Origin of the sequence: Vibrio ordalii ATCC 33509 (assembly GCA_000257205.1) — a bacterium.
GTDB classification, from domain to species: domain Bacteria; phylum Pseudomonadota; class Gammaproteobacteria; order Enterobacterales; family Vibrionaceae; genus Vibrio; species Vibrio ordalii.
This window is the reverse complement of record AEZC01000206.1, coordinates 1-14,360: the sequence shown is the minus strand read 5'-3', so window position 1 is coordinate 14,360 and position 14,360 is coordinate 1. Positions and strand designations below refer to the sequence as shown.

Annotated in this window: 14 protein-coding genes and 1 pseudogene; 4 read left to right on the top strand and 11 right to left on the bottom strand. The window is 45.2% G+C overall.

The genetic code is table 11. The annotated features are described in order from the left end of the window. A pseudogene (locus VOR_RS17325) lies at positions 1-480 on the bottom strand (hcalcium-binding protein); the annotation flags it as partial. A 413-nt stretch (positions 481-893) separates the two neighbouring features. Between VOR_RS17325 and VOR_RS0113845 the strand changes: the two are divergent. From VOR_RS0113845 to VOR_RS0113835, 3 genes are all read left to right on the top strand, one after another. Then, positions 894-2,204 (top strand): TolC family outer membrane protein, encoded by a 1,311-nt coding sequence (locus VOR_RS0113845; protein ID WP_010320293.1) that lies wholly within the window; start codon positions 894-896, stop codon positions 2,202-2,204. Between the two features lies 1 nt (position 2,205). Beyond that, positions 2,206-2,820, top strand: a complete 615-nt coding sequence (locus tag VOR_RS0113840; RefSeq protein WP_010320292.1) for an OmpA family protein — start codon at positions 2,206-2,208, stop codon at positions 2,818-2,820. 117 nt (positions 2,821-2,937) lie between these two features. Further along, the gene (locus VOR_RS0113835; RefSeq protein WP_010320291.1) at positions 2,938-3,288 is read left to right on the top strand and encodes a DUF2750 domain-containing protein; all 351 of its coding nucleotides are present in this window, start codon (positions 2,938-2,940) and stop codon (positions 3,286-3,288) included. 114 nt (positions 3,289-3,402) lie between these two features. On the opposite strand, the gene queC is transcribed toward VOR_RS0113835, so the two are convergent. Next, positions 3,403-4,083, bottom strand: coding sequence for a 7-cyano-7-deazaguanine synthase QueC (queC, locus tag VOR_RS0113830; protein ID WP_010320290.1), 681 nt, complete (start codon positions 4,081-4,083; stop codon positions 3,403-3,405). A 10-nt stretch (positions 4,084-4,093) separates the two neighbouring features. Further along, positions 4,094-4,744 (bottom strand): 7-carboxy-7-deazaguanine synthase QueE, encoded by a 651-nt coding sequence (gene queE, locus VOR_RS0113825; protein ID WP_033197471.1) that lies wholly within the window; start codon positions 4,742-4,744, stop codon positions 4,094-4,096. A 192-nt stretch (positions 4,745-4,936) separates the two neighbouring features. Between queE and yidA the strand changes: the two genes are divergently transcribed. Beyond that, the gene (yidA, locus tag VOR_RS0113820; protein WP_010320288.1) at positions 4,937-5,755 is read left to right on the top strand and encodes a sugar-phosphatase; all 819 of its coding nucleotides are present in this window, start codon (positions 4,937-4,939) and stop codon (positions 5,753-5,755) included. Positions 5,756-5,812: 57 nt separating this feature from the next. On the opposite strand, the gene VOR_RS0113815 is transcribed toward yidA, so the two are convergent. The 8 genes from VOR_RS0113815 to VOR_RS17320 form a co-directional block, all read right to left on the bottom strand. Then, positions 5,813-7,237, bottom strand: coding sequence for a bifunctional NUDIX hydrolase/phosphatase PAP2 family protein (locus VOR_RS0113815; RefSeq protein ID WP_010320287.1), 1,425 nt, complete (start codon positions 7,235-7,237; stop codon positions 5,813-5,815). Positions 7,238-7,266: 29 nt separating this feature from the next. Then, complete coding sequence (locus VOR_RS0113810) at positions 7,267-7,749, bottom strand: GNAT family N-acetyltransferase (RefSeq protein ID WP_010320286.1); 483 nt, start codon at positions 7,747-7,749, stop codon at positions 7,267-7,269. A gap of 224 nt (positions 7,750-7,973) precedes the next feature. Continuing rightward, positions 7,974-8,114, bottom strand: a complete 141-nt coding sequence (locus tag VOR_RS18780) for a hypothetical protein (protein ID WP_155815373.1) — start codon at positions 8,112-8,114, stop codon at positions 7,974-7,976. Further along, complete coding sequence (prpF, locus tag VOR_RS0113800) at positions 8,093-9,283, bottom strand: 2-methylaconitate cis-trans isomerase PrpF (protein WP_029627209.1); 1,191 nt, start codon at positions 9,281-9,283, stop codon at positions 8,093-8,095. Before prpF ends, VOR_RS18780 begins: the two co-directional genes overlap by 22 nt. After that, positions 9,280-11,880 carry a Fe/S-dependent 2-methylisocitrate dehydratase AcnD gene (acnD, locus tag VOR_RS0113795; protein WP_029627208.1) on the bottom strand — a complete coding sequence of 867 codons (2,601 nt, stop codon included), beginning with the start codon at positions 11,878-11,880 and terminating at the stop codon, positions 9,280-9,282. Before acnD ends, prpF begins: the two co-directional genes overlap by 4 nt. 174 nt (positions 11,881-12,054) lie before the next feature. Beyond that, a complete protein-coding gene (prpC, locus tag VOR_RS0113790; RefSeq protein WP_010320282.1) occupies positions 12,055-13,182 on the bottom strand; it encodes a bifunctional 2-methylcitrate synthase/citrate synthase in 1,128 nt (375 codons plus the stop codon). Between the two features lie 26 nt (positions 13,183-13,208). Further along, positions 13,209-14,105 carry a methylisocitrate lyase gene (prpB, locus tag VOR_RS0113785; protein WP_010320281.1) on the bottom strand — a complete coding sequence of 299 codons (897 nt, stop codon included), beginning with the start codon at positions 14,103-14,105 and terminating at the stop codon, positions 13,209-13,211. A gap of 113 nt (positions 14,106-14,218) precedes the next feature. Then, positions 14,219-14,360: FCD domain-containing protein (locus VOR_RS17320; RefSeq protein ID WP_010320280.1), on the bottom strand; the 142-nt coding region annotated here is incomplete at its 5' end.

Genomic DNA, 14,360 nt, shown 5'->3' with positions numbered 1-14,360 from the left:
ATCGTTCGTGCCGGTTACTATTGCCCCCAAAGCTCTTTGAGAATAGCCTTCTAATAACGTTAAACTTTGTGTTTCAGAGAGGCCTAGCGCGGTGAGTGCTGACGTAGAGAATTCTGTTGCGGCTATGGTTTCCAAAGCGTCGCGAGCGATGCTAACTGAACCCGTCGGGCTTGAACCGTTCGATTCACCTGCTGCAGTGGCAAGTTCATCACCTAACTGGGTTGGATCTTGGCCTTGCTCTAATGCGGCAAAAATTTCATTAATATCATCGGTTATATCTGCGTTACTACCATCGGAATTCACCCTGGATATTTGTACCGCATTATCGCTGTCTTGGCCGGGATTGCTATTATTAATGGTTATTTCACCAGGTAGAGGAGACTCCCCAGGTTGAAGCACTCGCACATTTCCATTTGCATCCACAACGATCAACTGACCGAAAGTTAAGGTTGTACCTAAAGAAAAAGGACCAAGTTCCATAAAATGCCTCGAATAACTTCCGAATTCACAACGATACGACAGTTTACATACCTATATCTTTGCTATGTAATTTGTCATTTCTAATGGTGATAAATTAGCATTTAACACCTGTGATACAAAGGAAAAACAGTTTTTACACTCTCTTGCGTGACATAAATGCTGAGGTCACTCACACATTGCCCCGCTTGAACTAATATCACGCTAAAGCTGTACTTCATTATAGGAACAATTAACATGTTTAATTAATATTAATTGACATTTAAGGTGTACGATTCTTTACTAAAGTCACTAAAATAATGAACGTGTTACTATTTTTAATGGTGGTCCACTGCTATTTTTTACTTGTTTTCCATCAATCATCTCAATATTGCAGCCTAATAGAATTCAATAGAAGTACCTAGAGGAGTGCCCGAGTGAATTGGACAAACATGAAAACGTTGAGCTGCGCCATTGCACTAAGTTTTCCGATCTCTGTATATGGTCAAACTCTTGAGCAGGCGGTGTCTATAACCCTTGCAACTAACCCAAACATTAAAAGTGCATATAACGAATATGTGAGCAAACGATATAATAGTGAAGCCTCTTCAGGGGCTTATCTCCCGAAAATAGACTTAGATGCAGGTATTGGCTATGAAGCCGTTGATTTAGCCTCTGGCACTGATAATGAGCTAACTCGTAAAGAAGCTACCATTACTTTAACCCAACTAATTTGGGATGGTTCTTCAACTTTAAATGACATTGATCGTACCTCAGCCGATGCCGAATCAGTTCGTTTACAGTTACTTGCAGATGCGCAAGATATCGCATTGGAAGTTGCTAAAGTTTATCTTGATGCGACCAAAGCACTTGAAATATTAACACTTTCTGAAAAAAATCTAGGCATTCATAATCAAATCCATCAAGACATTAAACGTCGAGTAGAGTCAGGTATTGGTTCGACCGCAGATTTATCCCAAGTAGAAGCTCGCTTAGCTAAAGCAAATAGTAATTTGTTAGCTGCACAAAATAATCTGTTGGATATTTACTCTCAATATAAACGTATTGTAGGTGAAGAACCTCAAGATCTTCTTTTTCCTCGCGCTGATAATGCAGTACTTCCACAAGATCTCACAATCGCTCTAGATACTGCAATTAAAAACCATCCCGTAATACAAGTTGCACTAGCTGATGTCGATTCAGCCAAGTTTCAATATAAGCAAACCAAAGGGGCGAATTATCCTACGCTATCATTTGAAGCGAAACAAAGCTGGCGAGATGATGCCGGTGGCATAGAAGGCGATAGTGATGAATTCAGTGCAATGCTGAGAATGCGTTATAACCTTTATAACGGCGGCTCAGATTCTGCACGTTCGCAGAGCGCGGCGTATCAATTGAATAAAGCAAAAGATCTACGCGATAGAACCTATCGTTCAATAGAAGAGAGTTTACGCCTTTCTTGGAGTGCAATGGATTTTACACGCCAACAAAAACAATATCTCGAAAATCACGTTGATTTTGCGTCAGAAACGGTTATTGCCTACGAAAAGCAGTATAAGTTAGGAAAACGCACACTTCTTGATGTGCTTAACACTGAAAATGAGCTGTTTGAAGCTCGTAAAGGTTATCTCGACGCAAAATATCAAGAACAATACGCTAAATATCGAGTTATGAATGTAACTGGTATTTTATTAGATGCGTTGCGTGTTGACACTCCTAGCGAGTGGCATGAAGCTTTGGAGTATTAAGATGTCCAGATACCCTTTAATTATCCTATTAAATTTACTTATATTTCCTTCTCTATATGCAGTTGCTGAAGAAGAGTACTCTTATATTGAGACACCTCTAGCTAATCAAATAGAGGATCTGAATGATGAAGATAGTGACGGAGTTATCAATGCTAGGGATCTCTGTCCGAGCACACCGATTGGGGCTGAGATCGATAACGACGGATGCGGCACTTATACTAAAACCGAGGTGCAACTTCAGCTTAGAATTTTATTTGCTAATGACTCTTCAATAATCAACCCTGCATTCCTCAGTCAAATACGTTCAATGGCAGATTTTCTCAAACAGTACCCTTCGACTTCTATTGAGTTGCAAGGCTATGCCAGTAAAGTTGGTAGCCCAAGTTACAACTTAGCCTTGTCGAAGGACCGCGCTTATAATGTAGAGAAAGCCCTCATTAACTACGGTGTCAGTGATAATCGTGTACGAATTGTTGGTTTTGGTGATACTGAGCTGACAGAAAAAGGTGATGATGAAATAAGCCATGCGATGAATAGAAAGGTCGTTGCAACAGTCGTTGGTCATAAAGGTTCGGTTAAAGAAGAGTGGACGATTTTTACTAAACGTGATCAGTAGCATCGATATTAGGTCCAAATAAAGGGGCGTTATCGCCTCTTTTCTTTCTAAAATTATAATGAGTTTACTAGCACAAAATGCTATCCTTGCGCGTCATCACCTTATGAGATAAAGATAATGAGCAAATTAACTGCTGACCTTCAAACAAACTTAGAATTGTTTATTGAACAAACAAAAGAAACCCAACTAGTGTGGGGTTTAAAAAATGAAGACGGTTGGCTGGCCTGTGACTCGACAGAATTTGAAAATAGTGAAGTCATGCCTTTTTGGTCAACCAAAGAAGACGCACAAACTCACAATGTTGAAGAGTGGGCAGACTTTGAAGTGTTAGAAATTCCTCTCGATATTTTCGTCGAAGATTGGTTGATTACTCTTGATGAAGATGGTGTATTGATTGGTACCAACTGGAACGCAAGCTTAGAAGGTAAAGAAGTCGAGCCTGCCGATCTAGCTAAAATGTATCTTTAGCTAAAGTGAGTGGGTGCTCTATTGGTCAATTCTTAGATTAGTCAAGCGTAGAACACCCATTTACACATCACTTTATCAAATCACTTGTTATTCGATAAATCATTAAGCTATTGATTACTTGTTGTAAAGCGCATTCATTATTGATTCTTTGCTTGATAAGTAATCATTTAAACCCGCCTTACGCAGCTCACATGATGGGCAACCACCACAGCCGTCTCCGATAATACCGTTATAACAAGTCAGTGTCTCATGCCTGATCAGATCGAGAGCGCCATATTCATCAGCCAATGCCCAAGTTTCTGCTTTATTTAACCACATTAAAGGTGTGCTGATGTGGAATGGGCGATCCATCCCCTGCACCAAAGCACTGTTCATCGCTTTGACAAAATCATTTCGGCAATCCGGATAACCAGAAAAGTCTGTTTCACAAACACCAGTAATCACCTCATCTGCACCTATTTGATAAGCGTAAATACCCGCAAGGGCCAAAAACAGAATGTTACGCCCCGGCACAAACGAGTTCGGTAATCCATTTTCTTGTAACTCGTGTGATACTGGAATATCGTCACGAGTGAGTGAACTGATCGCCAATTCATTGAGTAAGCTGACATCCATGACTTTATGTGCAGCTACACCTAACTTTTTCGCTAAAGCGATGGCGACCTCAATCTCAAGCTTATGGCGTTGGCCATAATCAAAGGTGATGGCGTGCACTTCATCAAACTCTTTTAATGCCTGAACCAAACAAGTTGTTGAATCTTGGCCACCACTAAATACCACAACGGCTTTTTTCATTTTCCTCTCCTCAGGCAATGCTTAAATATTTATGCGTTTGAATCGATAAACGCCAGTTCCTCGCAATGCATGTTTCAATGCACAGTTGGGTTGCCCGCTCTTTCTGGCTAATGGGCTGTAAAGCAATCACCGTTGAATCAGGAACTTGTGCTCGCAGCAATAACGCATCTAGCTGTTCAATATCCTTAGCCGTTGCGACGGGGTGCTTGATCTCATTTGCTCTTAACAGAGCTGAATCGAGTACAGGCAGTTTGCCCTTCATTGCAATTTTTGGTGACACTGTCACCCATGTATTTGCCGAGGTTTGAACCGGGAATGTGCCACTGGTTTCAATTTGAATGTGACACCCCATTGCCTCAAATGCTTGCGCAAGTGAACGCAGATCATAAATGCATGGTTCACCACCTGTAATTACAATATGTTTGGCGTTATAACCCTGCTTTTTGTAAAGTAACACCAGCTCATCTGCACTGACTGAGCACCAAGCTGGGCTATCTTGTGTCTTGGTGAGAACTTCATTGATAGGACGTTCGTCTTGCGGTGTGGCATCCCACGTCTGCTTTGTATCGCACCAAGCGCATCCAACAGGGCACTCCTGTAAACGAATAAAAACAGAAGGCACACCAGTGTATACCCCTTCACCTTGGATGGTCTCAAACATTTCATTAATTTTGTACAACGTAAACTCAGCCTAACTCAATATCAAAAAATGCAGGTCGCTGACCTTAATAGATGCCTTGCTAGAGGTCAAACTAAACCCATCACACAGATGAAAATTTGACTAAATCAGTGGCGATCACAACTCAACTTGCATAAGCTGCTGCCTTTCTTCTTCACTTAATTTAGGTAAGTCATGTATAAACTCATCGCTTTAGATATGGACGGTACTCTTCTCAACAGCCAAAAACAGATCACCGACAGAACAAAACAGGCTATCGCCAAAGCACGTGCACAAGGCGTAAAAGTGGTGTTGGCGTCGGGACGTCCAATTGAAGGCATGCGCGATAAGTTGCAAGAACTGCATTTAGACTCAAATGAGGATTTTGTCCTTTATTACAACGGTTCCATGGTTCAAAACATTAGTAGTGGCGAAATTATTCATCACAACATTATCGATGGCCGTTCTGCAAAATTGGTCGCTAACCTTGCTAGCCAACTTAACGTGAATACGCACGCCTTTAGCCAAGTTCATGGTATCATCACGCCTAAAATCAGTGAATATACCGAGCTTGAAGCAAGAATCAACGGACTGCCGATCACGGAAATGGATTTTGAACAGCTTGAAGATGATCATCCCATCATCAAAGCCATGATTGTCGCAGAGCCTAGCTTGCTACAAAGAGCCATTGAACAACTTCCTCCGGAACTCTATCAGCAGTTTACCATTGTACAAAGTGCCCCCTTCTTCCTCGAATTTCTAAATACACAAAGTAATAAAGGCGTTGGTGTAAAAGCGATTGCCGATCACTTAGCTATCGAGGCTAAACACATTATTTGTATGGGAGATGCTGAAAATGATCATCACATGCTGCAATACGCAGGTCTTGGAATTGCGATGGCCAATGCGATGGAACAAACGAAGCAACTGGCCGACTATATTACACTCAGTAACGACGACGATGGTGTGGCAGTTGCTATAGAAAAATTTGTACTCGGTGAGTCTCACGAATAGGCAATAGAAACGCCTCAGCTGAGGCGTTTCTATTGGGATGTTTATCTAAAGAATTCGTTAAGCACGGCATTTTCGCAATAACCATGCAAAGAAAAGCATCAGCGTCGGAAAGCGAATCGTCTCCACCACTAACGAAAGAACACTGCTGTATGACACGAATGTTGCACCAAATCCCAGCCCTTGGTTGATGGCTAAGAGCAAAATCATCACTAGCCACATCCGTTGAGGAGTGATTTGCAATGATTCAGAGCTCTTTGCCATCACCAGGGCAGATGCCGTTAATAAAATGGCCAACCACGCTGTGAAAATCGGCAAAGGCCAGAGTGTCGCCAAGAGTGCAGCAACCAAGGTTAAGCCCCACCATACTCCTCGTGAGCTCAGCAATATTCTAACATCGGTATAAGATTTCGCGTCCAAACGAACAATGTGCCATGCCACCAATGCACCTAATAAGGCACCGATCGCCATATCGGTAAGAAAGGCTTCTCCGACATAGAATTTGGCTAATATTAATAGCCCCATCAACACGATAAAACCCACAAACGTTCGGTTGAAATCGAGCTGGTCAAAAGCTCGCAATAGCGATAGCCCTACGCCAAACCAAACTGCAATCGGTAAACTTGGAAAACCGTATCCGTAACTTTGGCAAAGTTCCAACAGTGGGATATAGGCATGAGGTCTTGGTAACGCAAATCCTTGCTGAGCCACTAATGACAACAATGAAGTTACAGTGACCACAAAAAATATTTTATAAACAGAGGCTTTACCTAAATAATAGGCAACCAATGGGAAAAGAATAATCAGCAACCAAGGGTTGCTTAGTTTAGAGATCCAAATGGCGATTTTATGAACCGCTACATTCAGGCTATCAGGTAAAGCCATTACTGCGTTTTGTAATCCCATTATCCAACGTAATTCAACTTGCTGAAAACGTGGTGCAGCAGCCACAAGATCGTCTACATACATTACCGATTGACTATGCGCATCCTGATACATGGTTTTAATCTGTTCCCATTGTTCTGGATAACGATATTGAAGGGCATCAATCCGGTACGGATCAACTAACATCGCGCTAGCAATCTCAACACCATAGTGAGGTGCAAACCAGATAGGCAACTCATGTCCATTCCGGCTATTTTTTGACTCAAAAGCTATCACATCGGAATCGCTGCGGCAGCTGTAGACAATAGCCGTATCTGTATACCCCAATGTGTGGCCGACCGTTACAACAAGGCCTGTTTCTTCCCAAGTTTCTCTTTGTGCAGCAAGCTCTGGAGATTCACCGGGAGATACGGTTCCTCCCGGCAACGAAATCTGCTTAGTGATAACCTCATTAACAAGAACGATCTTGTTATCGGCCTTAACTAGGCATAGGGCGCCACGAATATTTTCTGGTAGCATTACGGGTTGTTGAGCGAAACCAACACTTGACCAGAACAACGACAACAAACAAAAGCTCAACAATGAAAACGGTTTTAACACATTAAAAATCCATGACTATGATCATCGAATTACTTGCTATCGATTGACTTTCTTAACCAATGTATATGAGCAGAGAAACCAGAACGTTGATAAAAAGATTGCGCTCCTTGGTTAAAATCCCACACTTCGACAAATACTTGGGCAATACCGTACTCTTTTAATGTCTGTTCCATTTTTTGAAACAGCTGCTGTGCGATATGCTGCTGACGATATTGTGGCTCAACGTAAAGCTCATCAATACTGCCCATTGGTACCGCTTTGCTCACGCTTGAAATTAACTCGCAAAAGTGACCCGATATAAATCCCACAATTTGGTTGTCTATTTTGGCAACATAAACCAAACATTCCGGATCATCTAAATAACGAGCAATGCTTTTTTCTTGTTCAATCTCTTCTGCTGTTTTGAAATGCTCAGGGCAAGCAAGGTGATGCTCATGATGAAGGTCATACATCAACTGATTCAGTTTCGGTAAATCACTTTCACAAGCAGGAGTTATGATAACTAACGACATATTTCGCGCTCTGAATGAATAAAGCTTTGGCCGTGATTCTATAAGATAGTGGTTGGAAAATATATCTTCATGCGTAGCGTTTTTGTTCGATTGAACGATAATTTCGTCTTAGAAATAAGACCGATGAACTAAGAGAAACAAATAAAATGCGGATTGCAAATTGGCAATAAAAACGCCTCATTCATCTGAGGCGCCTCGATTAATCGTCAACTATAGGGTAGCCGCTAGTGATGGAGCGCTTTTTCTAACTCACTCAAGCTCATTGGGTCATCCACCTTACCGCTATCTTTGAGCACCACCAATCCTAGCGGCAATTGCCCTTTCAGCTCATCATACACCACGACTAACGATGGACTCGCACCCAACCTTCCATTAACACCCGCGCGCTGCGGCTCATACTGGCTTTCTCTATTCCCCAATGACCCTCTCGTAAAACGGCTTTAGCGCCCACTTTCAGCGTACCGGATGGATGACCAAAAGTGACCGATTCTTTTGCTCCACCGCCCGCCAACATATTCACTAACGTTCCCGGGACACTGGCCGCTGAAGCGATGGCCACCGCGGCCGTTCCCATCATCGCATGATGCAGTTTTCCCATAGACAGCGCGCGCACCACAATATCGACATCGTTCGCCGATACCGCTTTACCACTGGATGACAAATAGGATTGCGCTTTTGCCACAAACGCTACTTTAGGCGTATGTTGGCGCAGTTGGGCTTGTTCAATATGCTCAATCAAACCCATTTTCACAGCGCCATAAGCGCGAATCGCTTCAAACATCGCCAAGGCATGATCATCATTGTTGATCGCCTCTTGCAGTTCAGTACCTTGATAACCGATGTCGTGAGCATCGATAAAAATCGTCGGGATACCCGCATTAATGAGCGTTGCATTCAAGGTTCCCATGCCGGGAATTTGCAGTTGGTCGAGCACATTTCCGGTTGGGAACATCACACCGCTATCATCGGCAGGATCGAGAAAATCAACCGCAATTTCGGCGGCGGGAAAAGTCACCCCATCAAGTTCGAAATCGCCACACTCTTGCACTTCACCCTGCTCAATTGGCACATGGATGAGAATGGTTTTGCCAATGTTGGCTTGCCAAACGCGAACCGTCACTACACCGTTATTAGGGATCCGTTCTGGGTCGATAAAACCGCTGTGAATCGCAAATGGCCCTACCGCCGCAGAAAGGTTACCGCAGTTGCCGCTCCAGTCTACAAACGCTTTGTCTATCGAAACTTGGCCGAATAGATAATCGACATCGTGATCGGCTTGCTCACTTTTGGAGAGAATCACGGCTTTGCTGGTGCTAGAACTTGCGCCGCCCATGCCATCAATTTGTTTGCCATAAGGATCGGGGCTACCAATGACACGCAACAGCAGTTGATCTCGCGCCTCTCCCGCTTGCTGAGCCTCTTTGGGTAAATCTTCAAGCCGAAAAAACACGCCCTTACTGGTGCCGCCGCGCATATACATCGCCGGAATTTTTAATGAGTTACTCACGTGATACTCCTTTATCCTTAGCGTCATTGAGCCAGAAAATCTTGCGCAAAACGCTGCAATACGCCACCAGCCTGATACACACTGACTTCATCAGCCGTGTCTAAACGACAAGTCACCGTAACCTTCTGCTGTTCGCCCTTATTGGCGCCTTGCGTACGCGTGATCACTAAAGTTAAATCGACGCCCGGCTTAATTTCGCCCACCACATCATAAAGTTCAGTACCATCGAGTTGCAGTGTGTGGCGGTCTGTTCCCGTTTTAAATTGCAGTGGCAGAACACCCATCCCGACTAAATTCGTGCGATGGATCCGTTCAAACCCCTCGGCAACAATGGCTTCAACTCCCGCCAAACGTACACCTTTCGCCGCCCAATCACGTGACGAACCTTGCCCATAATCGGCCCCAGCAATAATGATCAATGGCTGCTTACGATCCATATAAGTCTCTATCACTTCCCACATGCGGGTAACCAAGCCTTCAGGTTCAATACGCGCTAACGAACCTTGCTTTACTTTGCCCTCCTCTTGCACCATCTCATTGAACAGTTTGGGGTTAGCAAAAGTGGCGCGTTGCGCGGTCAGATGGTCACCACGATGCGTGGCATAGGAGTTAAAATCTTGCTCCGGAACGCCCATTTTGAGCAAATACTCCCCAGCGGCACTGGTCGCTAAAATAGCATTCGATGGCGATAAATGATCCGTAGTGATATTGTCACCTAAAATCGCCAAAGGTCGCATGGCTGACAACCGACGTTCACCCGCTAACGCACCTTCCCAATAAGGCGGACGACGGATATAAGTGCTCATGGGGCGCCAATCATAAAGTGGCTTTTGTTTGGCCATGTGCTCATCTAATTTAAACATCTGAATGTAGATTTGTTTGAACTGTTCGGGCTTAACATGGCGCGCCACCACATCATCGATCTCTTCATCGGTTGGCCATAAGTCATTGAGGTAAATCGGCTTGCCTTGCGCATCTGTTCCCAACGCATCTTTTTCAATATCAAAACGAATCGTACCCGCAAGTGCATACGCCACCACCAATGGCGGAGAGGCAAGAAAAGCCTGCTTCGCGTAGGGATGAATGCGGCCATCAAAGTTTCGGTTGCCTGATAGCACAGCCGTCGTATAGAGATCGCGTTCAATAATTTGCTGCTCAATCATAGGATCAAGCGCGCCACTCATGCCATTACAGGTGGTGCATGCATAAGCGACAATGCCAAAACCGAGCTGTTCTAGTTCAGGCAGCAGGCCAGCTTCCTCTAAATAAAGTTTGGCTACTTTTGAGCCCGGCGCAAAGGATGTTTTGACCCAAGGTTTGCGAACCAAACCCAATTGATTAGCCTTTTTCGCCAGCAACGCGGCGGCCACGACATTGCGCGGATTACTGGTATTGGTGCACGAAGTAATGGCGGCGATGATCACTGCGCCATCAGGTAATTCGCCTTCTTTGGTTTGCCACGCCCCCGCAATACCGCGCTCGGTCAGTTCGCTTGTCGGTAAGCGGCGATGAGGATTCGAAGGCCCGGCTAAATTGCGTTGTACACTTGAGAGATCAAATTCCAGCACCCGTTCGTATTGCGCTTCAATCAAATCATCAGCCCATAAGCCGGTTTGCTTAGCGTACAGTTCAACCAAGGCTACTTGCTGCGCGTCTCGACCTGTGAGTTTGAGATAGTTGATGGTTTGCTCATCAATATAGAACATGCCTGCGGTTGCACCATATTCAGGTGTCATATTGGAAAACGTTGCGCGATCGCCAATCGTCAATGCGCGAGCGCCTTCTCCGAAAAATTCCAGATAACAAGACACCACGCGCTGATTTCGCAAGAACTCCGTAATGGCAAGCACAATGTCGGTCGCAGTGATCCCCGCTTGGCGTTGACCGGTTAGTTTAACGCCGACAATATCGGGCAGACGCATCATCGAAGGGCGACCTAACATCACTGTTTCGGCTTCTAACCCACCGACGCCAATCGCCAGCACGCCTAATGAATCGACATGAGGAGTATGGCTGTCAGTACCGACACAAGTATCTGGAAATGCTAAACCGTTTTTCACTTGGATGACGGGCGACATTTTTTCTAAGTTAATCTGGTGCATGATGCCATTACCCGCCGGAATAACGCTGACATTTTCAAAGGCGGTTTTGCACCATTCAATAAAGTGAAAGCGATCTTCATTGCGGCGATCTTCAATCGCACGGTTTTTTTCAAACGCGTCAGCTTCGAAGCCGGCATGTTCAACCGCGAGTGAGTGATCGACAATCAGTTGCGTTTCCACCACAGGGTTTACTTTGGATGGATCACCGCCTTGCTGAGCGATCGCGTCTCTTAACCCCGCCAAGTCCACTAAAGCGGTTTGCCCTAAAATGTCGTGGCACACTACACGTGCCGGATACCACGGGAAGTCGAGTTCGCACTTACGCTCAATCAGCTGTTTCAGTGAATCAACCAATGTGTGCGGCTCACAGCGACGGACTAAGTTTTCCGCCAGTATTCGTGAGGTATAAGGCAGCCGATCATACGCTCCGGCTTGGATATCATTGACCGCTTGTCGTGCATCAAAATACTCCAGCGCGGTCGCTGGTAATACTTTTTTGTTATTGGCTGTTGATCGTTTGATGACTCATCAATTCCACCCATAAAACTGTCTATTCGAAACATTGTCTGTTCAAAACATTGTCTGTTCAAAACATTGCCTGTTCAAAATATTGTCTACTCAAAACATCATCTAGCGAGCTAGGTTTTACCTACCATCAAACCATACACCAAAGGAGCATGGCTTGATTTCATCCCATTAACGCTGCTCTATTGGTATCCACTCTTGATGTTCAGGGCCGTCATAATCGGCACTTGGGCGAATAATTCGGTTATTAGCGCGCTGCTCAAACACATGAGCGGCCCAGCCGGTTAATCGACTCATGACAAAAATAGGGGTAAATAATGGCGTAGGAATACCCATAAAATGGTAGGCCGAAGCGTGGAAGAAATCCGCATTACAAAATAGGCCTTTCTCACGTTTCATCACCGCTTCAACACGTTCTGATACCGCGTACAAATGCGTATCACCCACCGCTTCAGATAACGCTTTTGACCAACGTTTGATCAATGCGTTACGCGGGTCACTTTCACGATAAATGGCATGACCAAAGCCCATTATTTTGTCTTTATTAGCCAACATTTGCAGAATATTGGCCTCAGCTTCGTCCGGTGTTTGCCAGCATTCGATCATCGCCATCGCCGCTTCATTAGCTCCACCATGCAACGGGCCGCGCAGTGTGCCAATCGCCCCGGTTACGCAAGAGTGAATATCTGACAGCGTAGAAGCACAAACGCGCGCGGCAAACGTTGATGCATTGAACTCGTGCTCTGCGTACAGAATCAATGAGCAATGCATCACCTGCTTATGCAGCTCGCTCGGTGCTTTTCCTGTCAGCATTTTTAAGAAGTAGCCACCAATGCATGCTTCGCTTTGATCTTCAGTATCAATCCGGATGCCTTGGTGGCTGAAACGATACCAATAACAGATAATGGCGGGGAAAAGTGCCAACATCCGTTCGGTCGCACTCAACTGCTCAGCAAAACTGTGCTCGGTTTCAAGGTTGCCTAAAACTGAACAGCCAGTGCGCATTACGTCCATTGGATGTGTACTGGCTGGCAGCAGCTCTAGCGCGGCTTTTAACGGCTGCGGTAAACCTCGTAATCCCATTAAGCGGGTTTTGTACTGGTCAAGTTCACTTTGATTAGGTAAATGGCCAATCAATAACAGATGAGCGACCTCTTCAAACTGTGCATGGTTGGCAAGATCGGTGATGTCATAACCTCGATAAGTTAAACCCGTCCCCGTTTTTCCGACAGTACATAAAGCGGTGACTCCCGCGCTTTGACCGCGCAGACCTGCGCCGCCCAGTGGTGCGTTTGACATGTTGAACTCCTTTTCCTTTGTTTTTATTATTCCTTTGATGAAAAAAGCTCGTCGAGCTTATCTTCGTAATCGTGGTAATTGAGATAGTCATACAGCTCGCTACGGGTTTGCATGCTATCGAGCAAAGCTTGTTGGTTGCCCTGCTCTAATAAATGGCGATAGACATTCTCAGCCGCTTTATTCATCGCACGAAACGCACTCAATGGATAAAGCACCATATCCACTTTCGATTGAGCGAGCTCGGTACATTGGTAGAGCGGCGTCTGACCAAACTCAGTAATGTTGGCTAAAATCGGCACTGACTTACCACAAGCTGCGCTTAGCGCGGTGGAGAAACGATCGTACTGCTCAAGAGTGGTCATCGCTTCGGGGAAAATCATATCGGCTCCGGCCTGCACGCAAGCAATGGCACGCTCAATGGCGCTATCAATTCCTTCCACCGCTAACGCATCGGTGCGCGCCATGATCACAAACTCTGGGTTCACTCGTGCATCTACCGCAGCTTTTACGCGGTCAACCATCTCTTGCTGGCTGACGATCGCTTTATTAGGGCGATGCCCGCAGCGTTTCTGCGCAACTTGATCTTCCATATGCACGGCAGCAGCGCCCGCTTTCTCCATCGCTTTGATAGTGCGAGCAATGCTAAATGCGCCGCCAAAACCGGTATCAATATCCACCAACAAAGGCAAATCACACGCATTGGTGATGCGCTCAACATCCACCAGCACATCATTTAATGTGGTGATACCTAAATCGGGCAAACCATACGAAGCGTTAGCGATGCCACCACCCGACAGATAAATGGCTTGGTGGCCTAAACGTTTGGCCATCATTGCGCAATAGGGATTGATCGTGCCGACAATCTGCAGCGGATCATTTTGTTGAACTGCGAGTCTAAATTTCGCCCCCTGACTTAAGCTCATGAGATTCTCCTAATCAATCGCTTGGTTATCGCCCTTATTCAAGGCCGCTCTATTCGTGGTTCTTGGTTTGCTTCATTGCATGCATGATTATTTTCTACCCGCCGCCCTGTGGCTTACTCTTTTACTATCTGCTGTTCAATCAAGATTCGACTGCCCGAAATATGGCGTCGCATCAACATCTCAGCCAGTTCTTCATCGCCGTTTTTGATCGCTTGCAGAATGTATTTGTGCTCATCCAACGCCTCCTTCGGACGT

What these genes read in the sequence shown, in the direction of transcription:
- prpF (WP_029627209.1), bottom strand. Translation starts at nt 9,283, where the DNA reads ATGACGCTAAGGATAAAGGAGTATCACGTGAGTAACTCATTAAAAATT.
- yidA (WP_010320288.1), top strand. Translation starts at nt 4,937, where the DNA reads ATGTATAAACTCATCGCTTTAGATATGGACGGTACTCTTCTCAACAGC.
- prpC (WP_010320282.1), bottom strand. Translation starts at nt 13,182, where the DNA reads ATGTCAAACGCACCACTGGGCGGCGCAGGTCTGCGCGGTCAAAGCGCG.
- VOR_RS0113810 (WP_010320286.1), bottom strand. Translation starts at nt 7,749, where the DNA reads ATGTCGTTAGTTATCATAACTCCTGCTTGTGAAAGTGATTTACCGAAA.
- VOR_RS0113840 (WP_010320292.1), top strand. Translation starts at nt 2,206, where the DNA reads ATGTCCAGATACCCTTTAATTATCCTATTAAATTTACTTATATTTCCT.
- prpB (WP_010320281.1), bottom strand. Translation starts at nt 14,105, where the DNA reads ATGAGCTTAAGTCAGGGGGCGAAATTTAGACTCGCAGTTCAACAAAAT.
- queC (WP_010320290.1), bottom strand. Translation starts at nt 4,083, where the DNA reads ATGAAAAAAGCCGTTGTGGTATTTAGTGGTGGCCAAGATTCAACAACT.
- queE (WP_033197471.1), bottom strand. Translation starts at nt 4,744, where the DNA reads ATGTTTGAGACCATCCAAGGTGAAGGGGTATACACTGGTGTGCCTTCT.
- VOR_RS0113835 (WP_010320291.1), top strand. Translation starts at nt 2,938, where the DNA reads ATGAGCAAATTAACTGCTGACCTTCAAACAAACTTAGAATTGTTTATT.